The sequence below is a fragment of the Flagellimonas meishanensis genome (genome assembly GCF_019880545.1).
Taxonomy (GTDB): Bacteria; Bacteroidota; Bacteroidia; order Flavobacteriales; family Flavobacteriaceae; genus Flagellimonas; species Flagellimonas meishanensis.
In genome coordinates, this window is record NZ_JAINVW010000001.1 from 138,839 (window position 1) to 163,013 (window position 24,175).

General features: G+C 43.9%; 19 protein-coding genes and 1 tRNA gene. 9 read left to right on the plus strand and 11 right to left on the minus strand.

What is annotated here, in order from left to right:
- Positions 1-77 precede the first annotated feature (77 nt).
- The gene (locus K7G75_RS00625) at positions 78-2,252 is read right to left on the minus strand and encodes a carboxy terminal-processing peptidase (protein ID WP_222981711.1); all 2,175 of its coding nucleotides are present in this window, start codon (positions 2,250-2,252) and stop codon (positions 78-80) included.
- A 199-nt stretch (positions 2,253-2,451) separates the two neighbouring features.
- On the opposite strand from K7G75_RS00625, the gene surE reads away from it, so the two are divergent.
- Genes surE through K7G75_RS00650 form a run of 5 tightly spaced genes read left to right on the plus strand, consistent with a single transcriptional unit; the run spans position 2,452 to position 7,239 of the window.
- A complete protein-coding gene (surE, locus tag K7G75_RS00630) occupies positions 2,452-3,222 on the plus strand; it encodes a 5'/3'-nucleotidase SurE (protein ID WP_222981713.1) in 771 nt (256 codons plus the stop codon).
- The gene (locus K7G75_RS00635) at positions 3,222-3,509 is read left to right on the plus strand and encodes a hypothetical protein (protein ID WP_222981715.1); all 288 of its coding nucleotides are present in this window, start codon (positions 3,222-3,224) and stop codon (positions 3,507-3,509) included. The genes surE and K7G75_RS00635 overlap by 1 nt, the downstream gene beginning before the upstream one ends.
- A 26-nt stretch (positions 3,510-3,535) precedes the next feature.
- Positions 3,536-4,648: a lipid-A-disaccharide synthase gene (lpxB, locus tag K7G75_RS00640; protein ID WP_222981717.1), complete on the plus strand. Its 1,113-nt coding sequence runs from the start codon at positions 3,536-3,538 to the stop codon at positions 4,646-4,648.
- A 33-nt stretch (positions 4,649-4,681) separates the two neighbouring features.
- Positions 4,682-5,221 carry a C40 family peptidase gene (locus K7G75_RS00645; protein ID WP_222981719.1) on the plus strand — a complete coding sequence of 180 codons (540 nt, stop codon included), beginning with the start codon at positions 4,682-4,684 and terminating at the stop codon, positions 5,219-5,221.
- Positions 5,221-7,239: a ComEC/Rec2 family competence protein gene (locus tag K7G75_RS00650; RefSeq protein WP_222981721.1), complete on the plus strand. Its 2,019-nt coding sequence runs from the start codon at positions 5,221-5,223 to the stop codon at positions 7,237-7,239. The genes K7G75_RS00645 and K7G75_RS00650 overlap by 1 nt, the downstream gene beginning before the upstream one ends.
- Here K7G75_RS00650 and K7G75_RS00655 read toward each other — a convergent pair.
- Together K7G75_RS00655 and K7G75_RS00660 are read right to left on the minus strand one after the other, a co-directional pair.
- Positions 7,236-8,768, minus strand: a complete 1,533-nt coding sequence (locus K7G75_RS00655) for a peptide MFS transporter (RefSeq protein WP_222981723.1) — start codon at positions 8,766-8,768, stop codon at positions 7,236-7,238. The genes K7G75_RS00650 and K7G75_RS00655 overlap by 4 nt on opposite strands.
- Positions 8,769-8,784: 16 nt before the next feature.
- Positions 8,785-10,983 (minus strand): S9 family peptidase, encoded by a 2,199-nt coding sequence (locus tag K7G75_RS00660; RefSeq protein WP_222981725.1) that lies wholly within the window; start codon positions 10,981-10,983, stop codon positions 8,785-8,787.
- Positions 10,984-11,159: 176 nt separating this feature from the next.
- Between K7G75_RS00660 and K7G75_RS00665 the strand changes: the two genes are divergently transcribed.
- From K7G75_RS00665 to bla, 3 genes are read left to right on the plus strand one after another with little or no spacing between them, the layout of a single operon-like run.
- Positions 11,160-12,476 carry a hydroxymethylglutaryl-CoA reductase, degradative gene (locus K7G75_RS00665; RefSeq protein WP_222981727.1) on the plus strand — a complete coding sequence of 439 codons (1,317 nt, stop codon included), beginning with the start codon at positions 11,160-11,162 and terminating at the stop codon, positions 12,474-12,476.
- Positions 12,476-13,390, plus strand: coding sequence for a GYDIA family GHMP kinase (locus tag K7G75_RS00670; RefSeq protein WP_222981729.1), 915 nt, complete (start codon positions 12,476-12,478; stop codon positions 13,388-13,390). Before K7G75_RS00665 ends, K7G75_RS00670 begins: the two co-directional genes overlap by 1 nt.
- A gap of 2 nt (positions 13,391-13,392) precedes the next feature.
- Positions 13,393-14,130, plus strand: a complete 738-nt coding sequence (gene bla / locus K7G75_RS00675) for a subclass B1 metallo-beta-lactamase (protein ID WP_222981731.1) — start codon at positions 13,393-13,395, stop codon at positions 14,128-14,130.
- 44 nt (positions 14,131-14,174) lie between these two features.
- On the opposite strand, the gene K7G75_RS00680 is transcribed toward bla, so the two are convergent.
- The 7 genes from K7G75_RS00680 to K7G75_RS00710 form a co-directional block, all read right to left on the minus strand.
- Positions 14,175-16,295 carry a peptidylprolyl isomerase gene (locus K7G75_RS00680; protein WP_222981733.1) on the minus strand — a complete coding sequence of 707 codons (2,121 nt, stop codon included), beginning with the start codon at positions 16,293-16,295 and terminating at the stop codon, positions 14,175-14,177.
- An 84-nt stretch (positions 16,296-16,379) separates the two neighbouring features.
- The gene (locus tag K7G75_RS00685) at positions 16,380-17,669 is read right to left on the minus strand and encodes a hemolysin family protein (RefSeq protein ID WP_222981735.1); all 1,290 of its coding nucleotides are present in this window, start codon (positions 17,667-17,669) and stop codon (positions 16,380-16,382) included.
- A 3-nt stretch (positions 17,670-17,672) separates the two neighbouring features.
- Positions 17,673-17,876, minus strand: coding sequence for a hypothetical protein (locus tag K7G75_RS00690; protein ID WP_222981737.1), 204 nt, complete (start codon positions 17,874-17,876; stop codon positions 17,673-17,675).
- The gene (lptC, locus tag K7G75_RS00695) at positions 17,877-18,479 is read right to left on the minus strand and encodes an LPS export ABC transporter periplasmic protein LptC (RefSeq protein ID WP_313777798.1); all 603 of its coding nucleotides are present in this window, start codon (positions 18,477-18,479) and stop codon (positions 17,877-17,879) included. It abuts the gene before it with no gap.
- Between the two features lies 1 nt (position 18,480).
- Positions 18,481-19,854, minus strand: coding sequence for a tetratricopeptide repeat protein (locus K7G75_RS00700; RefSeq protein ID WP_222981739.1), 1,374 nt, complete (start codon positions 19,852-19,854; stop codon positions 18,481-18,483).
- 102 nt (positions 19,855-19,956) lie between these two features.
- Positions 19,957-21,222, minus strand: coding sequence for a BamG family beta-barrel-assembly machinery protein (locus tag K7G75_RS00705; RefSeq protein WP_222981741.1), 1,266 nt, complete (start codon positions 21,220-21,222; stop codon positions 19,957-19,959).
- Complete coding sequence (locus K7G75_RS00710) at positions 21,223-21,951, minus strand: type III pantothenate kinase (protein WP_222981743.1); 729 nt, start codon at positions 21,949-21,951, stop codon at positions 21,223-21,225.
- 102 nt (positions 21,952-22,053) lie between these two features.
- On the opposite strand from K7G75_RS00710, the gene K7G75_RS00715 reads away from it, so the two are divergent.
- Positions 22,054-22,126, plus strand: a tRNA-Phe gene (locus tag K7G75_RS00715).
- A 118-nt stretch (positions 22,127-22,244) separates the two neighbouring features.
- On the opposite strand, the gene K7G75_RS00720 is transcribed toward K7G75_RS00715, so the two are convergent.
- The gene (locus K7G75_RS00720) at positions 22,245-24,134 is read right to left on the minus strand and encodes a serine hydrolase domain-containing protein (protein WP_222981745.1); all 1,890 of its coding nucleotides are present in this window, start codon (positions 24,132-24,134) and stop codon (positions 22,245-22,247) included.
- Positions 24,135-24,175 lie beyond the last annotated feature (41 nt).

Sequence of the window (24,175 nt, forward strand, 5' to 3'; positions counted from 1 at the left end):
TTACAAAACTAAGCATCTCCAGAAACTAAAAAGCCGACTTTGTCAAGTCGGCCTTTTCATTTTTTATACTGGTATTATTATCCTTTTACACTGGCCAGTTTGCGCTCACTGCTTTTGATATTGTTCAACTGCAGGTCCTTCAACACATTGACGGCTTCTTCCACATAAATATCCTTGGCCAGTTCCTTGTGCCATCTGTCGCGTTTTTCACGTAATACGGAATCTTGCGTGAACAGTTCCGTTTCATACCTCAGTGACTGGAAGGTCAATTTGGAATCGTAATCCCTGAGGCTCTTGAATTTTTCAGAACGTTTCTTCGCCTGTTCCTCCCGCTGCACGTATGCATCATAGCTTAGAGAAATTACCGTTTCATCCTGCTGTTCTTTCAACCATTTGGCATTTTCCTCGATCAATTTGATCTGTGGGTTATTGGCCAATCGCTTTTTACTGTTGGCCACCGTGGTTTCAAAATCTATATAGCCATCCCACACTTTATAGTCGGCTGCGGTGATCTTGTCCCATCCCAATGGATTTTCTTGATCGCGCTCGCCCAAATCGATGTAGCTATATCGGTCTGGGACCACAATGTCACTTTTCACGCCTTCGAGCTGGGTAGATCCTCCATTGATCCTGTAGAATTTCTGGGTGGTCAATTTGATGGCACCCAAATCGCCATGTTCGTTGCTTCGCACAATGTTGTCCAAAGGAATCACATTTTGAACGGTTCCCTTGCCAAAGGTCTGCTTACTGCCAATAACAACGGCCCTTTTATAATCTTGCATGGCGGCCGCCAAAATTTCCGAGGCGGATGCGGAAAGCTCGTTGACCAAAATCACCAACGGACCATCCCACTGAATGCGCTCGTCCTTGTCCTCGTGTACCTCTTTTCTTTGTCCGGAAGACCTCACTTGAACAATGGGGCCGTCCTTGATGAACAATCCGGCCATTTCCACTACGGTCTTTAATGAACCTCCTCCATTGTCCCTAAGGTCCAAAACGATGCCTTCAACACCTTCTTCCTTCAATCGTTCAACTTCCTTGGCCACATCGGTGGCAGCGTTCCTTTCGGTATAGTCCTCAAAATCCACATAGAATTTTGGTAGGTTTATCAAGCCGTATTTGTTCTCTTCTCTTTGAATTGTTGCCGATTTGGCATAGGACTCTTCCAATTCGACCACATCGCGTGTAATGGAGACCTCCCCGATGGTGCCATCCACTTTCCTAACGGTAAGGTTTACCACGGTACCTTTGGGCCCTTTTATAAGTTTTATTGCATCGTCCAAACGCATGCCCACAATATCGATGGGTTCTTCACCTTCTTGGCCGACCTTCAGAATTTCGTCACCGACTTCCAGGGTTTGTTCCCTCCATACGGGGCCTCCCGAAATGATTTCGACAATACGGGCACCCTCCGGTTTCTTTTGTAATCTGGCACCAATGCCCTCAAACTTTCCGGACATTCCAATATCAAATTTCTCCTTATCATCAGGCGCAAAATAGAAGGTGTGGGGGTCAAATTCTTCAACAATGGTATTAATGTACTGTACGAACCAATCCTTGCGCTCTAGGTCGTCCACAAAATCAAAAAACTCATCCAGTGTGTTTTTTGTGTTCTCACGTGCCTCCTCTTCTGTCAAAGCCCGGTCCACCGACGTGGGGATTTCTTTAAAAGAATAGCTTACCGAAGCCACTTCGTCCCCAGATGACTGTTGGATCTCCACGATCTTGTTCTCAACCTTGTTCTCGAAAATGGCCAGTGTGTTGTATTTTAGCTGTTTTCTCCAGCGTTCCTTGAGTTGCTTTCTATTTGCGGCAAACTCTTGATCTTCATAATCAATGTTGATGGTCTCGTCAAGCGCATAGTCAAAAGGTTCTGCCAAGACTTCTTTATAGATTTCCTTGGCCTCTTCCATGCGTTTCATCAAACGTTGGTACACCACATTGAAAAAGGTGATCTCCGTGTTCCTGATCTCATCATCGATCATGAACCTGTATTTTTCAAACTCCCTGACATCGCTTTGCAGAAAGTATCTTTTTGTGGGGTCCACTATGTCGATGAAATCATCAAAAACATTGGAACTGAAGGTGTCGTTCAAATCTTTGGGCTCATAGTGTCCGCGTTCCAAAACATAGGTGATCAAGTCCAACAACAATTTGTCCTTGTCATCATTCTCAAAAGACTTGTTCGTGAAACTGCAGGAGGCAACTGCAACGAGCATAATCAAAAGTGCCAGGATGAAATTCTTTTTCATGATATTTTTTTTAGGGGCAAGATTCTTTGACTTTTTACCGTCAAAAATCCTTCACACCATCCATCGTTTCTGTTTGAATGAATCTCTAAGATACTGAAAAAACCATGCCAGTTCCGAGCTTTGCGTTTAATTTTTTGTTAAACGTACAAAGGTTCATATCCTTTTGAAAAACGTATTTTTATGCCATTAATTATACCGTATGAAAAAACCACTCATCTTGGTTACCAACGATGACGGAATAACTGCCCCGGGATTGCGGACCCTGATCCGCATTATGAAAGAGCTTGGCGAGGTGGTCGTGGTGGCCCCCGATAGCCCCCAATCGGGCATGGGGCATGCCATAACAGTGGACAGTACCCTGTTCTCAAAAAAGGTGATCGTGGACCATATGGAAGGGGCGCCAAACGAATACAGTTGCAGTGGAACCCCTGCGGATTGCGTCAAATTGGCACTCCGTGAAATTTTGGAAAGAAAGCCCGATATCTGTGTGAGCGGGATCAATCACGGTTCCAATTCGTCCATAAATGTGATCTATTCCGGCACCATGAGCGCGGCCATCGAAGCGGGTATCGAGGGAATTCCAGCTATTGGTTTTTCCCTCTGCGATTATTCCTGGGAAGCCAATTTTGAACCCTCGGTTCCTTTGGTAAGGAAAATTACCAAGGAAGCTTTGGACAATGGCATTCCCAAAGGAACGGTGCTCAATGTGAACATACCCAAGACCAATGAAGCCCCAAAGGGAATCAAGGTGTGCAGGCAGGCCAGGGGCAATTGGAAGGAACAGTTCGACAAAAGAACAAGCCCATCGGGGAAGGACTATTATTGGCTCACCGGTGAGTTTGAACTATTGGACAGAGGCCAGGATACGGATGAATGGGCCCTGTCCCAAGGCTATGTTTCCCTGGTGCCCACCCAGTTTGACCTGACCGCACACCATGCCATACCGCAAATTAACAATTGGAATTTTTGATGAAGAACAAGAAAGAAATCCTGATCGGTTTTATTGTTGGATTAATCGCAAATAGTTTTGGCACCTTGCTGTACATACTTATTTTCTCCGATTTGGGAATTATCGAAACATTCATGGCTGCTGTTGACCAAGGTCATTTGGGCAGTCTGCTGGCGCTGGGGGCCATATTGAATCTGATAGCATTTTTTGGTTTTCTTCGGATACGGAGGGAACAAAGGGCACGGGGAGTGATGATGGCTACCCTGCTCACGGCACTGATCATTTTGGGTTACAAAGTGTTTTTTTAAGCTGCAATGAAACTTGAACGCAATCCATGAAGTACTACATTATAGCCGGTGAAGCCTCTGGGGACCTCCACGGCTCAAATCTGATCAAGGCACTTAAAAAAGAGGACAAAAATGCGGAGATACGCTGTTGGGGAGGGGATTTGATGCAGCAGGCAGGCGCAGAGCTGGCCAAACACTACAAGGAAATGGCTTTTATGGGTTTTTTGGAAGTCATTAAAAATATCCCTGCCATTTTCAAGAACATTGCTTTCTGCAAGGAAGACATCCAGAATTTTGGTCCCGATGCAATCATATTTATTGATTTTTCAGGTTTTAACCTTCGCATTGCCAAATGGGCCAAAAAGAAGGGGTACAAAACCAATTACTACATCTCCCCACAAATATGGGCCTCAAGGGAAGGTAGGATCAAAAAAATAAAACGGGACATCGACCATATGTATGTCATTCTCCCTTTTGAAAAAGACTTTTATGAAAAAAAGCACGGCTACCCCGTGCATTTTGTTGGTCATCCCCTATTTGATGCCATGGCGAACACTTCCCTTATTGATGAAGCGACATTTAGGGAAGAAAATGGCCTAGACAAAGAAAAACCCATTATCGCACTGCTTCCTGGAAGCAGAAAACAGGAGGTGCAAAAGATGCTGGACATCATGCTCTCCGTGACCAAGGATTTTCCGGATTATCAATTTGTGATTGCCGGCGCTCCCAGTTTATCGGATGACTTCTATTCCCCATTCTTGAAGAAGGGCCAAGTGGGTTTCGTATCCAACCGCACCTATTCGCTTTTAAAACATTCATATGCCGCTTTGGTCACCAGCGGAACCGCAACCCTGGAAACCGCCCTTTTTGAAATCCCTCAAGTGGTGTGCTATAAAGGGAATTGGATTTCATATCAGATAGCCAAGCGAATCATAACCTTGGACTATATTTCACTTGTGAACTTGATAATGGACAAAGAAGTTGTCAAGGAGTTGATTCAGAATGAGTTAACTTCAAAAAATATCAAAATTGAGCTTTCCAAAATAGTCGAGGGAAGCGCACGGGAACGCATTTTGGAGGACTATAAGAGCTTAAAGAAAAAACTGGGCGGAAAGGGTGCTAGTCAATTGGCGGCCCAATTAATCGTCAAAAATGCTTAGATTTAGCTTCCAAGAAAGCAATACTATTCTTGGATGTTACGTAAAACCCTAATCTTACTATTAATTTTTTCTTTGGCCTCCTGCGGCTCAAAAAAAAGAACTTACAGCAAGACCCGGACCGTTACGGTAGCGGGGTCCACCGAAGACAGCACTTCCACAAGGGAATCCAGCAAGGAGGAACGAAAAAATGCCAAGGCCGAGGCTATTATCTCCACTGCATTGCAGTTTTCAGGCACGCGGTACAAATATGGCGGCATCACCGAAAGTGGCATGGATTGTTCCGGTTTGGTCTATGTTTCCTTAAAGGAAAACGACATCGCTTTTCCCAGAGCTTCCTATTTGATGGCCCAAGAAGGCAAGCCCGTGCGGGTCGCAGAGGTTGAAAAAGGGGACCTGCTCTTTTTTAAGACAGGCAAAACCGGCAGACGCATCAATCATGTGGGACTTGTGGTGGATGTGGATGGAAAGGATATCAAGTTTATTCACGCCACAACCTCCAGGGGCGTTTTGGTCTCTTCCCTGCGGGAAGGGTACTGGAACCATGCTTTTGTAAAGGCCATGCGTATTCTCTAATGCGCACTTTTGATTTTGTTTCCATAAAGTTGACATTATGCCTTGTAGTGGGCATCATTATCGGTTTTTATTTTGAAATCGGTCCGAGGCTTCCTTTTTTTGCGCTGTTGTCCCTCTTTCCTGTGCTGTATTGGAGCATGAAAAAACAGCCTAGGGATGGCCTTCCCTTTTTTGAGCTCGGCGCCATGTGTTTCACCATTGTGCTTGGAATGCTGGTGCTTGCATTGTCACAAAAGATGCCCAATCACTATTCCCAAGTTGATTTTCAAAATGAACAATTTTGGCATTTAAAGATCTCTGAGGAACTCAAGCCCAATCCCTATGCCCAAAACTACGTGGCGGAGGTGATCGCCGTTGGATACAAAAAGAGTACGGGTAAGGTATTGCTGAACCTTCAAACGGATTCAACACGGGAAAAATACGCCATTGATGATGAACTATTGATTTCCGGTCAGGTCCAATCCATCCCTTCGCCATTAAACCCGAATCAATTCAATTATAGGGAATATCTCAAAAAACTAGGGATTCAACACCGGATCAAGGCCCATCAAAAATCCATTTTCACTTTAGGTGAGCATTCGGAAACACTTGTGGGCAAAGCGGCTCGTATTAGGGAAAATATCATCGCAAAATTGAAAAAACAGCATTTTGGCGAGGAAGAACTGGCGGTAATACAAGCATTGTTGTTGGGACAACGGGATGATATTTCGGAAAACACCTATAACAACTACAAAAATGCCGGGGCCGTACACATTTTGGCCGTTTCGGGCCTACATGTGGGCATCCTTCTTCTTCTTCTCGAGTTTTTGCTTTCTCCTTTGGATTACATACCGAAGGGCCGGGTCTTGAAATTAATCATCATTGTTCTATTGCTTTGGCTCTATGCCTTTATCGCTGGGTTGTCCCCTTCCATAATCAGGGCAGTGACCATGTTCACTTTCTTTGCCTATGCCCTCTATTTGAATCGACCCACCAATTCCTTCAACATAATTGCCCTTTCAATGCTGTCCATTCTGCTCATGAAGCCGTTGATGTTGTTTCAGGTAGGTTTTCAAATGAGCTACGCAGCGGTAATCGCGATTGTCTGGATATACCCAAAATTGCAAAAGTTCTGGTTTCCCAACAATTGGTTGGTTCGCAAAACATGGCAGTTATTATCGGTGAGCATTGCAGCGCAATTGGGTGTTTTACCTATAAGTCTTTTCTATTTCCATCAGTTTCCGGCCCTGTTCTTTGTTTCCAATCTCTTGATCATCCCTTTTTTGGGATTGATTCTGGGCATGGGAATTCTGGTCATCACGTTGTCGTCTGTGGGTCAATTGCCCATTTTTCTGGCGCAAATTTACAATTGGGTCATTGCCACGATGAATTCCATTGTAGGATGGGTGGGGCAGCAGGAAAGTTTCATCGTCAAGGATATCCCTTTTGACCGTTTTCAATTGATTGCTGGTTACCTGGTCATCATAACCTTGGTGGTGTTGCTTTCCAAACCCAGATGGAAAACAGCCATTATCCTGGCCATCGGCATCGTTGGGCTGCAGATTCATGCCCTATGGAGCCATCACATCCTAGTCGAAAAAGAACAACTTTTGCTACTTCACCAATCAAGAAATACGGTCCTGCTTGATCAAAATGGTCGTCATTTGAGCATCTACGCCAAGAACAGCAGCAACCTGGAACGCCTTGTAGCGAATCATTCCGTGGCAGAACGTGTTCAATCCACCTCATATATTGAACTCAAAAACAGCTATCAACTTTTTGGAAAACAGCTGTACATAGTGGATAGCCTGGGGATTTATCCCACGGAAAAACAGCTAGATTACATGCTGCTTACCCAATCCCCAAAAATCAACCTGGAGCGCCTTTTGGATTCGGCATGCCCCAAAATCGTTCTTGCTGATGGCAATAACTACAGAAGCTATATTGAGCGATGGAGACAAACCTGTGCAAAAAGAAAAATCCCTTTTCACTACACCGGCAAAAAGGGATATTATGTTTTTAATTCAGTGGATGATTAGTGGACGTTGCCCATTAGGCGTTTCATGAGCGGGGCAAAAACAATTACCACAGCACCAGCCACCAGCGCATAAATTGCAATCAATCGGAAGCCGTCCAAATAAACATTCAATGTTTCAAATCCGCCCACATTCTTATCGGTGCTCTCTATGGCCAATTGCTTGGAAATGAACCCTACGATCTGGAATGCAAATGCGGAGGACAGGAACCAAATTCCCATCATAAAGGCAACGATTCTTTTGGGTGACAGGTCCGTAATCTTGGACAACCCTACCGGAGACATGAACAACTCCCCCACGGATATTATAAAATAGAGGGCCAAAAGATATGAAAAGGGCACCATGCCATTTTCATCGGCACTTGCACCGCTCAGCGAAACAACGTAAAAGCTCAATCCCGCCAAAAGCAATCCCATACCAAATTTATAAGGGGTCCTGGGATTTATTTTTTTCTTGGCCAAATACGTCCACATAATGGATATGGGAATGGATAGAATGACGATGAACATAGAGTTAAGAGCATTCGTTTGGCTTGCATTGATAAGGGACAGATTCACATTTCTGGCTGCGAACAGGGTAATAACGCTTCCATGAAGCTCATGGAAACCCCAGAAAATGGTCATGAAAAAAGTTATCAGCAAGGCCATGAAGAGTTTTTTACGCTCGTCCATTGTTGCGTTGAACATGATATAGGCCATATAACCCAACACGGAAATTCCAATTACGTAGAACAATAGATTGACAATGTTCGTATCCTCCAAGGCCGTGCCCTCCCCTCCCAACGATTTGTAGGAATAGAGCAAAAATGCAATCAGAGGTGCTGCCAAGAAGGCCAAAATCCGCACCAATCTGTGTTGAGGAACCCCTATTACCTTTCTTTCATAGGCTTCCATATTCTGTGGCTTGCCACCTTCCCCGAACACATTCTTTTTTATCCCGCTCCAGAAAAAGAGCAATCCAGTCAACATGCCTATCCCTGCCAATCCAAAACCATAATGCCAACCATAGGTCTGGCCTAGCCAGCCACAGAGCAGTGGCGATATGAATCCTCCAATGTTGATCCCCATATAAAAGATGGTAAATCCCGAATCTTTACGAGGGTCCCCATCCTTGTACAGCGTACCGACAAATGTGGAGATGTTCGGTTTAAAAAATCCATTGCCAACAATGATGAATGCCAGTGCCAAAAAGAAAGCGATGTTGTTTTCAATGGCCAGCACAAAATGACCCAGTGCCATCAAAATTCCTCCCAAAAAAATGGATGCACGCATTCCCAAAATGGAATCTGAAATTTTACCCCCGATTACCGTGGAAGCATATACCAACGATCCGTAAGAGGCATAGACGGCCGCAGCTGCATAATCTCTTGTGGACAATGCTTCAAAAATAACATTGACCATATAGAGCGTGAGCAGGGCCCGCATGCCATAGAAACTAAAACGTTCCCACAGCTCTGCAAAGAATAGGTAGAAAAGACCCTGGGGATGACCTAAAATGGTTTTCTCACTGGGCGGTTGTACAACTTGTGACATATTTTTTGGTGTTTGGTTACAGATTTTCCTTTATGAAATTGGTCATTTTGGTATAGAGGTGCAATCGGGTATTGCCACCATAAATTCCATGGTTCTTATCGGGATAAATGGCCCAATCAAACTGTTTGTTGGCCTGGACCAACGCCTCGATCATGCGCATGGAGTTCTGCACATGCACGTTATCGTCTCCAGAGCCATGGACCAACAAATATTTTCCTTTCAACAATTCTGGATAGTTAAAAGGGGAATCATTATCGTAGCCCACTGGATTTTCCTGGGGGGTCCTCAAAAATCGTTCGGTATAGATGGTATCGTAAAAGCGCCAGGATGTTACCGGAGCTACCGCAATGGCCATTTCAAACGTGTCGTTCCCTTTCAACAAACAATTGGTGCTCATATGCCCGCCAAAGCTCCAGCCCCAAATTCCGGTCCTTTTCTCATCCACAAAAGGGAGCTCGCTCAACTTTTTGGCAGCAGCAATTTGGTCTTCGGTCTCAAATTTTACCAAGTTTAGGTACGTAACTTTTTTAAAGTCACGACCTTTATACCCTGTGCCCCTACCGTCGATGCAGACCACAATATAACCTTCGGAAACCAACATTTCATGCCAATAATCGTTGCTGGCAAACCATTTGTTGGCCACCTGCTGCGACCCCGGTCCACTGTACTGGAACATCAACAATGGGTATTTTTTGGTTGGGTCAAAATCGACTGGTTTCATCATCCACATGTTCAAATCGTTTCCATTGATGTCGATGGTGGAAAATTCCTTGGGAACAAGCTCGTAGTTTTCCAACTTTTTCAATAAGGCCGAGTTATCCCTGATGAGCCTTCCCCTGGAAATCAATTCATTCTCCTGGTTGAAATCTTTCATTCTCTTGCCCTTGGCCACTTGATGAAGGGTAAACTCATAAGGGACCGTTGCACTGGAAAAGGTGTTGATATAAAAGGTATAATCCGCACTGAAGTCCGCCGAATTGGTCCCTTCCTTGTTGCTGAGTCTCTTTTTATCCGTTCCGGAGCTCGAAATGCTGTACACATCGCGGTTAATGGAGCCGTTTTCCACCGATTGATAGTAAATCCTATCTCTGGACTTGTCATATCCATAGTATCGGGTGACTTCCCATGGGCCCTTGGTAATCTGGTTTTTCAGTTTGCCATCCTTCTTATATAAATATAAATGGTTGTATCCGTCCATCTCACTGGTCCATACAAAGCTGTCATCCTCCAAAAAGGTCAGATCGTCATCCACATCCACATAGGCGGCATCCTGCTCCTGTAGCAGCAGGGTTACCGTGTTGTTCTTTGCATCCACCTTGTGCAGCTTTAGGTCATTTTGGTGTCTGTTCAAGGTCTGCACACTCAAATGGTCAGGATTGTTCATCCACTTGATTCTGGGAATATAGTACGAATCACCCAAGTCCACTTTTGAGATGGATTCCGAACCCAAATCATAAAAGTGCAATGTGACCTTGGAGTTCTCCTCCCCTGCTTTGGGATATTTGAATTCATACTGGAAGGGATACAAGTTCTGTCCGAACACATCCATGGAAAAATGTGGCACGTTGGTTTCGTCGAAACGCAAAAAGGCAATTTGGGTACCGTTGCTGTTCCATTCAAAAGCCCTTACAAAAGCGAACTCTTCTTCATAGACCCAATCGGTGACACCATTTATGATGGTTCCCTTGCTGCCATCGGTGGTCAACTGTTTTGTGGTCCTGGTTGCTATATTAAAAAGATAGAGGTTATTGTTCAACACATAGGCCACTTGATTGCCATTCGGGGAAAGGGTGGGTTCCTGGATCTTGGTCTCCGAAATCTTGACTAGATCTTTGGACGCAATGTCGTACACGTAGAAAATGCCCAAACTGGAATGACGGAATATGGGCTCGACTTCTGTCGCCAAAACGATTTTTGACTCATCCTCACTGAATTCATAGGAAGTGAAAAAAGGTACGGCCCCGGAAGAAGCCACGATTGTCTCCACTTTCTCCAACGATTCATAATCATATTTATCCAAGCTGCTAGATCTTGGTGAGCGTTCAAAATTCAGTAGGGTATACTGCTTTCCATTTTTCATGGAACGGAGCACATCCATGTACTCGGTCCTGAATTCGCCGCCCCAAATCTCATCAAGGGTTATTTTTTTCTTTTGGGCAATGGAAGATGTGAAAAATCCGAAAACAAACAGAATCAGGAGGAACTGTTTCTTCATGAAGTAAAGAATTGATTAAAAACTGTCAAGTTTACTAATATTTATTCAAAAATTAAACTTTGTTCTTATAATAATCACAAGAACAGGGTCGAAAACTCTCTGTGAGAATACTATGAAACCTACGGGCCAGTGCAAAGCACCAATATCATTATCTTTGAATCCTTTAACCCAGCTTTATGAATACCCCGGTAGAAGGATTTTCAAAACTGACAAAGGCCGAAAAAATAGAGTGGATCGCCAGGAACTACACCAAAGATCCCGACGCTTCCAAACAGCTATTGGAACGTTATTGGAATCCTGAGGAACAGGTGCAAAAACTGCACGATGAATTTATAGAAAATACGCTGTCCAATTATTACCTCCCCTTTGCCATTGCGCCCAATTTTCTGATAAACGAAAAGCTCTATGCCATTCCCATGGCCATTGAGGAAAGTTCCGTGGTGGCCGCGGCCAGCAAAGCTGCCAAGTTTTGGTTGAACCGGGGCGGTTTCAAAACTACCGTTTTGGGAACCGAAAAAGTGGGGCAGGTGCATTTCATCTATTCCGGCAATCCCAACAAATTGGATTCCTTTTTCCAAAACCTTAAGCCTGCCCTCATCAAAAGTGTGTCATCCATCACGCAGAACATGGAAAAAAGGGGTGGGGGTATAAAAGACATCCAACTAAGGAATTTTGATGAAAAGATTCCCGGGTATCACCAGCTCCATTGCACCTTTGAGACCTTGGACGCCATGGGAGCCAATTTTATCAACTCATGTTTGGAACAATTTGCAAAGACGCTGCAGGAACAGGCACAGTCTTATCCTGAATTCACCTCGGAAGAAAAACAAATTGAGGTGGTCATGAGCATTTTGTCCAATTATGTGCCCAATTGCCTTGTAAAGGCTGAAGTGAGCTGCCACATCTCCAATTTGAAAGAAGAGGGAATTCCCGGTGAAGTCTTTGCCAGAAAAATGAAAAGGGCGGTGGACATTGCCAAAGCCGAACCCTACCGTGCCGTAACCCACAATAAGGGCATCATGAATGGCATTGATGCCGTGGTACTAGCCACAGGGAATGATTTCAGGGCGGTGGAAGCTGGCATTCATGCCTATGCGGCCAAAGATGGGCAGTACAGTAGCTTGACCAATGCACATATTGAAGACGATATCTTCAAGTTCTGGATTGAAGTGCCGTTGGCCCTGGGTACCGTGGGCGGACTTACCTCCTTGCATCCGCTGGTGAAGTTGGCATTGGAAATACTTCAAGAACCCACGGCCAAAGAACTTATGCAAATTGTGGCCGTTGCCGGTCTGGCGCAAAACTTTGCCGCGCTGCGCTCGCTGGTGACGACGGGCATCCAGAAAGGACACATGAAAATGCATCTTTTGAACATGCTCAACCAAATGGGCGCCACCGAAAGCGAAAAAAAGCAATTGGTGACCTATTTTAAGGACCACACGGTAACCAATGCCTCGGTAAAGGAAGCCTTGGAACGAATCCAATCCAGATAATGCAGCAGGAGTTTTACAGTCATGGCAAATTGTTGCTTTCAGGGGAATATGCCATTTTAGATGGGGCCCTGGGACTGGCTGTTCCCACAAAATATGGACAATTACTTCAAGTGGACTCACGGGATTCCGGATTTTTGGAATGGATCAGTTTGGACGAAAATAATGCTCCCTGGTTCCAAGGAAAATTGGACCTGAGAAGCTTTTCTTGGGTTTCCTCATCAAATAAAGAGGTCAGCAACGCGTTGGGCAAGTTACTTTTGGAAGCAAAAAAAATGGATCCCAACTTTCTTGCTGGTTCCGAAGGTGTTCGCGTTGAGACCAAGCTTAGTTTTCCTCGACATTGGGGATTGGGCTCCTCTTCCACACTCATCAATAATATTGCGCAGTGGGCACAGGTTGATGCCTATCAACTTTTATGGAATGCTTTTGGTGGCAGTGGGTATGACATTGCCTGTGCCCAAAATGATGGCCCTATAACCTATCAATTAAAGAACCGTGTTCCGATTGTGGAGAAAGTGTCCTTCGCACCTTCCTTCAAGGATGACCTTTATTTTGTGTATCTCAACAAAAAGCAAAGCAGTAAAGAGGCCATTGCTAATTACCAGCGAAAAGAATTGGACAAAGTGACCTTTACCGACCAAATTTCGGCAATTACCAAGGCCATGATTTCTGCAGAAAATCTAGAAGATTTTGAGACGTTCTTGATTGAACATGAAACTTTGCTTTCAAGCGTTCTTGACCTTCCTACTATAAAATCCCAGCTTTTTCCAGATTATCCTGGAACAATCAAAAGCCTTGGGGCCTGGGGTGGCGACTTTGCTTTGGTTACGTCGAGGGAAAATCCTTTTCGCTATTTTCAAATCAAGGGATACCCCACCATTTTTCCTTTTTCAAAACTGATTCTTTCAAAGTGACCATGAACAAAACATACCTGTATTCCTTGATGTCTTTATTTCTATTTGGCTGTAAGGCAGAAAAAAGTAATATACTATATGAGAGTGAAACTCTAATAATAAAGCAACTTTCGGAAAACAGCTTTCAACATATTACCTATTTGGAGACAGACAGTTGGGGCAAGGTTCCTTGCAATGGACTTATTGTGGTTGCAGATGGGCATAGCGTAATCTTTGATACCCCAACCAACAATGCCGTATCCCATGAGTTGATCAATTGGGTGGGACAAGCTCTCAAATGCGACATAAAGGCCGTGGTTGCCACCCACTTTCACGAGGATTGTTTGGGAGGGCTGGCCGCTTTTCATTCCGAGGGCATCCCCTCATATGCCCATGCCAAAACCATTGAATTGGTGAATGGCAAGGATGCAGTTGTTCCGCAAAATGATTTTTCAAACACAAAAGTGCTCGAAATAGGAAAAGAACATATTATTTTGGATTATTTGGGAGAAGGCCATACACCGGACAATATTATTGGCTATTTCCCAAAAGATAAGGTACTATTTGGAGGTTGTTTGCTTAAATCCTTAGGAGCAGGAAAAGGGTATTTAGGAGATGCCAATATCGATGCGTGGCCGAAAACCGTTGCCAAGGCTAAATCAAGGTACAAGGATGCGATGATCATCATTCCCGGTCATGGAGATGCTGGGGACAGGGAACTGTTTGACTATACCATTAAACTTTTTGAAACAAAAAAATAAAGCCCCGTAAACGGGGCTTTATTACTATTGAACGATGTTGGCTCTTAATAGAAAATGGATCTTTTATCCTCTATTTCAGCCTTGTCCTTAAGTGCATCGTATACCTCTCCATTCACCCTATTGGCGGCACTTGTGCGAAGGCTGTTCGCATAGGTGCTGAAATTTTCCACCGTGGGTGCACCCTCCTTTTTGGTTACCTTGATCTTGAAAACGCCTGACACTCCTTTTATCAAATCCGATGTTTGGTCCTGTCCCAAAGCGAATGCGGTACCAACCACCAAGGGCTCCCTGCCGGCACCCGGTATGGTTGGGGATTTTATGGTCAATGCGGAAGCAGTATTCACCGTGACGCTGTTATCCGAAGCGATAGCTTCCAAATCCTTGTTTTGGTTGGCTGCCATAATCTGCTCTGCCTTCTTTTCCTTTCGAATCTCGGGTAAGGCGGTTGCGGATGCCTCTTCTGGGGTCATCAACCCTTTTTTATACTTTTTGGTCAATTGTACGACGGCATACCCATTGTTCACGTTGAACCGTCGAATGTCGCCCACACTGGTATCGTCATTGAATGCCCACTGCACAATGCTGCGCTGCGCACCAAGACCTGGCAGGTTTTCATCCATTTCCTTGATTTTGTTCACGGGCCGTATGGAGAAACCATCATCCTTAGCAATGTCATCAAAAGCCTCCGGATCTGCATCCAAAGCTTCCATTTCAAATTTGGTGGCTTCGGTAAACAATGTGTTTATGGTCTCTTCTGAAGGGGCAACTTCCCTGGCCAATGTGGCCACTTGAACAATGTCCTGTTTGTCGTCCACCTTAATAACGTGATACCCAAACTGGGTCTCTACCAACCCGATGGTCCCAACTGGGTTTCCAAAGCAAAAATCGTTGAAGGCATCTGCCATGACCCCTTCCTGGAAATACCCTAAATCCCCACCTCTTGGGGCCGAGGGTCCATCAGAGTTTTCCCTGGCCAAGGTTGTGAATACTGCGCCTTCTTTTTGTGCCTCCGCCAAAATTTCCTTGGCTTTGGCCTCAGCCTCTTCCTTGGTCCGAGAAACGTTTGGATTGGCTCTTTCAGCACCTTGCCATGCAAAAAGAATATGGCTTGCCTTTACGGTACCATTGGTCTTTTTGTCCAAAACTTTGGATACCTTAAAGAAGTCGCCATCACGGTAGGGACCATAAAGTTCCCCCACTTGCAGGGCCATAAGCGTATCGGCCACCGTGGATGGCAAATCGTTCTTGGCCTTGTAGATGGAATCAAATTTGATATCCGAATTTCTATCCAAAAAAGCTTCCATATCCTGGGTGTTCCTGAACCCTGGAATGGTATCGGTGGTGTTTCTTTCTTCCATGTATTCCACAGTATCACGAAGCAGGGCCACCACAGCATCCTCCACCGCTTTTTCGTCTTCGGCGGAAGGTTTCTCCTCAAAGTACACAAATCGGATATCCCTTGCCTTTTCCTGCTCAAAATCGTCCTTGTGATTGCTTATGTAGGCCTGGATTTCATTCTTGGACACCTGAATGGTGCTGTCCGGGATACTTGTATAGGGTACCCTCACATACTGTATGTCTACTTTTTCATTGGCTGATTTGTAGTCAAACTCACCTTCGGTGAGCGTAGCCGCAACGCCACCTTTTATGAGGTTGAAATAAATTCGTTCCTTGGCCGCTTGTATTATGGATACTTCGTCCTGCAACCATGCATCATAACGCAGTGGGTCATTGACCTTCCAATCGGCAATGGCACTTTTGAACACTTCTTCGTTAAAGATCCCGTTCTCATCCTGAAAGTCTGGAATTTGTGCATAGCCTGAAGTTTTCACGAACTCGATGATCTGATCGCTTTCCACCTCAATGCCCAAATCTTCGAACTGTTGGTTCAATATGGCCTTTCTTACTTCTTGATCGTACACGGTGTTCACCAACTGCATGGATGAAAAGTTGGGCCCATATCTCCGCGAGGCGGTCTCCACTTCCTTTCTAAAGTCATCAATGGAAATATTCTCTCCATTTATCTCTGCCACAGCGGATCCCACTTTGTTCCCTCCAAAGTCATTACTTGTAAAGACCCCTGATATTACAAAGGCAAACAATGCCATACCTATGATGAGGATGAGCACCGTTGTGCGTTTTCTAATATTCTCTAATATTGCCATTTTACTGCTTGTTTTCTATAATTTCAGTGGGCGAAAATACCATTTTCTTTTCAAATAGGAAAGCTTAAAAAAGTGTGTTGGCCGTTAATCTTCGGTGTTGACACGAACGGTGACCAAATCAATTTTGGTATTGGACACTTCAAGTATCTGAAAGGTGAACTTGTCCAATTTCACTTCGGAGTCCTGATCCGGGATTTGGCCGGTCTCGTTCACTATCAAACCGCCCAAGGTTTCATATTCCTCGCTTTCGGGCAGCTCCAATTTATAATTTTCATTGATGTAGTCCACTTCCAACCGTGCAGAAAATTTGTACACATTCTCACTGAGCTTTTCTTCGTAAAGGTCCGTTGAATCGTGCTCATCCTCTATCTCTCCAAACAATTCTTCTATAATGTCCTCCACGGTAAGTATCCCCGAGGTACCGCCATATTCGTCCAAGACCACGGCCATGCTCTTTCTTTTTTTGGTGAGCACATTCAGTATATCTTGGATCAGCATGGTCTCGGGCACAAATTCCACGGGCAACAGAATGCTGCGAATGGTCTTGGGCTTTTTAAAAAGTTCGTAGGAGTGGACGTATCCTATGATCTCGTCTATATTTTCCTTGTAGATCAATATCTTGGAAAATCCCGTGTCGGTGAACAGTTTGGTAAGGTTCTTCGGGGTCTCGTCAATATCCACCGCCGTGATCTCGGTCCGGGGTACCATAACTTCCCGGGCCTTTACCGTTGAAAATTGCAGGGCGTTCTGAAAAATCTGTATTTCGGAATCCACCTCATCCTCTTCCTGCACCGTTTCCATTTGTTCGGTAATATAGTCGCCCAGTTCCAATTTGGTAAAGGTGAGCTGTACCTCATCGCCAGTGGTCTTAAACAATGCTTTAAGCACAAAGTCCGACACCTTGATGACAAACCATGAAATGAACGAAAAAAGCACATAGAAAAAATAGGCTGGGACGGCAAAAAATTTCAAAAGTGTGTTGGAATAGATCTGGAACAGGACTTTGGGTAAAAATTCCGCTGTCAGCAAAATTATCAGTGTGGATATTATGGTTTGGCTCAGGAGACTGAACTGGGTCAACAGGGAATCCACGAACTGTGAACCTGTTGGAACCAGGTCCTGAAACCATCCCATGAGCATATCCCCCATGAAAAGGCCATAGATCACCAGCGCAATATTGTTGCCAATGAGCATGGTGGCGATGAACTTGGAAGGTTTTTCCGTTAACCAGGTAAGCACCTTGGCCAAGAGGCCTTCTTGTTTCTTCTCAATTTCAATGTGGATCTTGTTGGCAGAAACGAAGGCAATCTCCATTCCGGAAAAAAATGCCGAAAAAAGCAAGGAAATTATTATTATGATCAGGGGCGTGTCCAAGGCTTATTGTCGATTGTCCCTTTTTCGTTGTTCAAAACGCTTTCGATATTTCCTGCGGAAACTGAACATGGCCAGGGAGACCACTGCAAAAAAAATGAAAATATAGGTTTCCTTGGGGTCTACACTCCACAGCTCTGCTATTTTGTAGATGGAAATGGCCGCCACGGCCAAATACAGATATTCGGTGTATCGTAAAATCTTGATCATTTATTCTTTTTCTTTTATGGTCATTAGGCCAAAGGTCTTATGGGCCTTAAAAAAACTAAAGTCCCTATTAAAGTCCATTCCTTCACCATCCATTACGGTTCCATCTTCAGGATTTGTGTAGGTGAAGGTCTCTTCTGTAAAGATCCAATTATTTTTTCTATCATAAAACAATTGGGGTGTCTCCAACTTTTTGCCATCATGGCTTTCTATTACCACGTTGCCCTGTAAATCTATCAGATTGGTCTGGGAATAGACTATGCCATAGTCTGCTGTGATCACACTTTTTTGGTCCTTTTCATCAAAGAAATCTACTTTAAGTCCTTCTGGAAAGGTACGGAACTTAAAGTTTTGGTTATCATAGTCCTCGGTTATTGGACTGGTCAATATGGCTAGGACCCTTGATCTTGATGAATCCTGCGTGCTAAGTTCCTTAATGGCCTCGGTATAGGTAAGGGTGAAGTTTTTGGCAATACCCTGGGGGAAAACAGGTTTTACGGCTTCTTCCCCAACTCTTTTATAGTCATCATCACAGGACATAAAAAGGATTGCCACGGTTAAAACCGTGGCAAAACACTTTAGATTATTTGATGATATTCTTTTCACATTATAGATTCGGCACTTGTACACTGCCACCTACCCAACAGCTAAAGGATACCGTTTTGCCTGCCATTCCTGAGCTAAAGATCATCTCTTTTGTGGGTGCCCTATCTGCATAACTGGAGGCAGACTGACTTGCCCTTCCTCCCAATGATGGGTCTACCCTACCGGCCTTACGTGCCATGTCCGCAGCTTTCCAATAGATCGCCCTTTTCTCAAAGGGTGTACTTCCACAGTCATTGGCACTGGAGGCGTACAGATTCGCAATGAGCAAATAGGCTTTTCCATTGGAGGGATTGGCCTCTATGGCCTTAAGGGCATAGTTCCTGGCCTGTGATTTACTGCCTCTACGAACCGTAGTGGCAATTTTATACAGGATGTTGGATTTTCTATAGGAATCGGTTTCCAATTCCACCGCTTTGTTGAAATCGGCAATGGCACCATTATTATTTCCATTTTTAGACTTCAAGGTCCCCAAGTATACATATACATCCGCAGAGGGATCCAACTGGGCTTGAATCTCAACCATCTTACTGAACAATGGGTCATCCGTACATTCCTTGGAGAACATTCTTCCCACGGCGCGCTTCACCCAATTTACATCTCCTTTTTTTGCTTCGTAACTTTTTTCATAGAGTGGAATCAAGTTGCCGCAATCGGCCAATGCTCCCAATTTGGAATCAATACTAGAGGCAATTTTACCGTAAGACTCTGAGTTGGTCTCGAATACCGTTTTTCTCTTTTGCTCTTTGGAGGTAAGTGCAGTTCCGGCGTCTTCCTTTTCCAAAAGCTTTTGAAGGTCATCGGTCAACTTTTTGTTTTCCTCTTCCACCTTCTCGGTCACGTCATCATAAACATCAAAGACTTCCTGAAGGTCCTTTTTGCCAGCTGCGTGCAGATCTACCAAACTGGAAAAATAGAGATAGAGGGCCTTGGGGTTCTTAAAATTGGCCCTGTCTTCCTTGAATGCCTTGTCCAACATGGCATAAAGCTGGTCATCGGAGGCCATTTTTTCGTCATAGGAAAGAAGTGCCTTGTCTATGGCGACACCTGCCTTGGTGAACTTCCCAGGGAAATATTTTAGACTATTGTCATACAAGGCCATAAGATCTTGCACGAAGCCATCCTTTTGGGCCCCTGTAGAGTTTTTAATTTTGTGGGCCAATATTTTCTCCCCATAGGAAAAATTGGCCTTGTTGATGTCTGGGCAACTTTCATAAACCATTTTCCATGGTTCATAGGCCGCATCATAATTTTTAACCTTTGCGTGTTCCGCATAAATGGAAAGATTGGTCATGCACTCTGGATTTTGTGCTTGAGCCATACTTAATCCCACCGACATAATCGCCGCTATCATCGTTAAGTAGTATTTCTTCTTCATCTTACTAATTTTAAAGTGGTTAATGTACAAATTTTCATTAAAAAAACATCTTAAAGAAATGTATAAGAGTGGTTATTTAAGAATTTTGGAAAAATTTTCCTGTTAATTTATTTTTCGTTTAATAAACCATCTGTCATTAAGAGACAATCCAATATTGACCTTAAAATAACTTTCTTCAATCAGGTTGGCATCCGTTGTTCCTCTTCTTCCCAATTCAAATCCCAAATTGAGATTGGAGAAATTGTTGCTCAACGGTAACCCAAATCCAAAAGTTATGCCAAAATTGTTTATCTCCTTGTTGTTCACTTCCAAACCAGTAACATCGTACCGCACTCCAGCCCTATAGGTGATCCTTTTGAAGTAGCTGGACAGGGACCGATAGTCGGGCACGAAATATGTGCCGAATGCAAAGGTGCTTCCATCGTTATACCTAACGTTTTCTATTCCGAGGAACTCGTTGTCAAAATCTGAGAATTTTTGAAAACTGTATTCCCCACCCATAAACCATTTTTTGTTCTCCCCAAAACCAAGTCCCACAGTGGCCCTTGTTGGGATTTTCAATTCGGTGTTCCTTAGGTTGGTGGCATCAAGGTCCACGTCGATGACTTCTATTTCATCCCCCGTTACAAGGGAGAAAGAGCCAAGGCGTTCGGAGTTTTTAGAAACAAGATTGCCTTGTGTGTTTACCACAATAGAGGTATATAGTGTGTACTTTTCTTTTATGGTAGGGGTGTAGTTGAGGGAATAGTTGAAATCATACCCATTGATGCGTGATTCCCTTCTATCCAAAGTGCCAAACTGCACGTTTTCCACACTTTGAATGCGTTCATATTCCAGATTTCCAAAATTAAAATTAACTGTGGCCCCAATGCTCAGGTTCTTGATGGGTTCAAATCCGATAGAGGCATAAACACGGTTCAAACCGCCTTCGCCAGTGAATACATTGGTTACCGTGGCACCATTTGCATTGGTGCTTTCCTGCCTCAGGCTATAACCCACAGAGGACAATGGCATCAATCCGAAGCCCATTCCCATGTTCTTGGACAACGGGAAACCAATGGACAAATAGTCGAGGTTGGTCACGCCAATATTCTGTTCTTCGGTAAAGTCCTTCAATCGATATTCCGTATGGGCAATCCCGGCCGTATAGGCTGTTAGTCTTAACTGGGAATATGCAGCGGGATTGGTAAGATTCAAATGGATGCTGTCGGCATACATACTTATCCCCCCCATCATCTGATTTTCAACCGTTCCGTTGTTCCTTAAATCCCCAATGCCAAAAAAAGAGTAAGGCGATATGGTACCATTTTGCGCAAAAAGGCCATGGGCCATTAAGCAAAAAATTGCAATGATAAATTTCTTGACCATTTAGCGTTTGTTGTATTCCAGCAAGTGATTAAGCCCCTCTAGGAGAAATTTAGAATTCGCAAATATGGTGTTTTTTAGTCTTTTGGCAAAAAAATGGGAGTCACCACCTGTTAAAATAACTGTTAAATGTTGGAAGCGTGAACTATACTGTGCAATAACCCCGTCAACTTCTTGTGAAACACCATTGATAACCCCGCTATGCATACATGCCTCGGTAGAATTTCCAACGAAATCCAACAAATCATCCGGTTCCAACAGTGGCAGGTTTGCGGTTTGGTCGTGCATGGCTTTATACCGCATCCGTATTCCAGGAGAAATGGCACCGCCAATATATTCGCCGGAATCATTAACCATATCATACGTGATGCATGTACCCGCATCGACCACAAGCGTATTTCCCCTGGGATTTTGATAAAAGGCGGCCGTGGCCAATGCCACGCGGTCCATTCCCAATGTCTGTGGTGTCGCATAACTATTCTTGAAAGGCACTCTGGAACTGCCCGAAAGTACATGCACCTCGCAAAAAAGTGCCACGATGTCACGCTCCTTTCGGTCCAGTTTTCCCACGGAGGAAATCAGGGCATGGTCAATTTTTGGAAACCTGTCGAAGATTCCCTTTACCTTGGTCAAAAAGAGATTGGATTCCGAACTTTCATCGAAATGCAGTATGCCATTTTCAAAAACAGCGTACTTGACCAGGGTGTTTCCAATGTCGATGACAAGGTTCATAATACAAAGATGTGGAATTGGAAAAAAACGAGTGCCTTTTTTCGGGTTTTTGTTTGTATATCCTATTTTTGAAATTATATTTGCACCCGCTTTATTAAGCATGGTACCTTAGCTCAGTTGGTAGAGCAACGGACTGAAAATCCGTGTGTCCCTGGTTCGATTCCTGGAGGTACCACAAAAAACCCGGCAAAATTGCCGGGTTTTTTGTTTGATTCCTATATCTGAACAACCTTTCTTGACTTCTTAACCTATCTCAATAAGTATCCCATAAGCGTTGCAGTTTCCATATTGATCTAAAGTTGGTAACCTATTAAGTTCCAGTTGTTCAGTAGAAGTAAAAAAACCGCCATTGTCGTCAGGCTGATCAAGCTCAACAGGATTCCTTTAAAAAAGCCATTACCATTTCTGAATTTTTTATAAACAAAGTACCCTGAAACAAATAGAAACACAAGGACCATGTAAGGCAACAATAGTATCAACCTCAGGTTGGCGGATAAACCATACTGCAACTCCCATGGGCCAATATGCATGAATTCAGAGATAAGCAAATAGACAAAGATTAAGGAGGTCGCATTTCCAAAAATAACATTAAGCCTTTCCACTGAAATCTGCATGACCCTGGAGAACCAAAATCTTTTGACAGTGAGATAAATTGATATGAGCAGAAGTGCGAGTTGCATTGTCAAAATGAAAATAAAAACATACAATTGCACCTGGGCGGTTTCAAACCATTTTATCTTTTCATTGGCATCATAGGGGCTATAGTCCCGAACCATGTGGGTGATTTGATGGTTCGCATTTCGAATAAATGCAATTTTTCCATGGCCATCGCTACGGGAAAAAACATCATTCCCCAAAAATATTAATGGCACACCTTGATAGTTCAGGGAATCATTGATGACTTCTATTTCAAACTCTGGTATTGCCCCTAAGAGAATGCCCGCCTTGGTAATGGTATGTCTGGAATGGCGGTTACTCCTATAGGTGCCTACATACGGCAATAAATCTGCAGGATTGTGCCTAATCTCCATAGCATCCGTGCACGGATCCAAGAATTTTTTTTTAAAGGCCGAAAGAAGTTCTTCGGCCAATTGGGTAGAATCGTCCGTGTTCACACTAACCATGAAGCCAACCCCTTTATCAGGAAAAATGAAAAAATCGTTGTTATAGCCTTGCCAACCGCCATTTTGAGCCATAATTCGTGATGGGCATATTTGCTGTTCCCGTAATGAGTAACCCAGACCAATTATATCTGGGTGACTTGTATATTGGGTAGAGGTCATTTTATCGACCATGCCCTCGCCCAATATTACCTTACCATCGAACTTGCCCTTATTGAGCAGCATTTGGACAAAATTGGCCATATCTCCAGCACTCCCCCTGAGGCCCGCTGCAGGTAAATTTATTTGGAAGTTTTTAGGCACGGCATGATATGTCCCATCGAAGTATTCATATCCCACAGCCCGCTGCTCATCCATCTGATGGATCTGGGACACTTCAAAAGAGCTATGCTCCATTTGTAATGGTTCAAGCAGATTGGATCTCATATATTCCTGGTATGGTTTATCCGTTGCAATTTCCATCATTCGGCCAATTAACCCATAACCCAGGTTAGAGTAGCTCACTACCCGTCCTGGGCCGGTAAACTGCTTTGGAGGATTGGCTTCCAAGAAATCCGATAAACTTGGAAAATCCACAATAGATTTGGATGCACTTCCAATATTGGAAATGTCATCGATACCCGCAGTATGGGTCAACAAATGATGAAGTGTTATAGGTCTCCCATCTTCAAATTTGCAGTAGGGAAGCGCACCCAAAACCTCGCTGATGGGCGCATGGAGATTAAAAATGCCATCTTCCACCAATTGCAGGGCCGCCACCGCTGTCAGCGCTTTGGGAATAGATCCCATATCAAAATGTGTTTCAAATGGATTTACAGGGATACGGCCTTCTAAATTTGCAAACCCGTACCCCTTGGAATAAAGTATTGAATCTTTTGACACTAAGACAAACGCAACACCGGGAATATTGAACGATTCCATACCTTTTTGGATAATGGGGTCCACCCATAATCCAATATCCTTAAATTCCGCTATGGAATCCTTTTTATCTGGGGACTGGCATTTTAATGCTATAGGAAAAAATACCCGTAAAGTAAATAACAGGAACAATGTTGTTTTCATGGTTTGGATAAATTTTTGCCAAGAAACCTTGAAAAATTGAA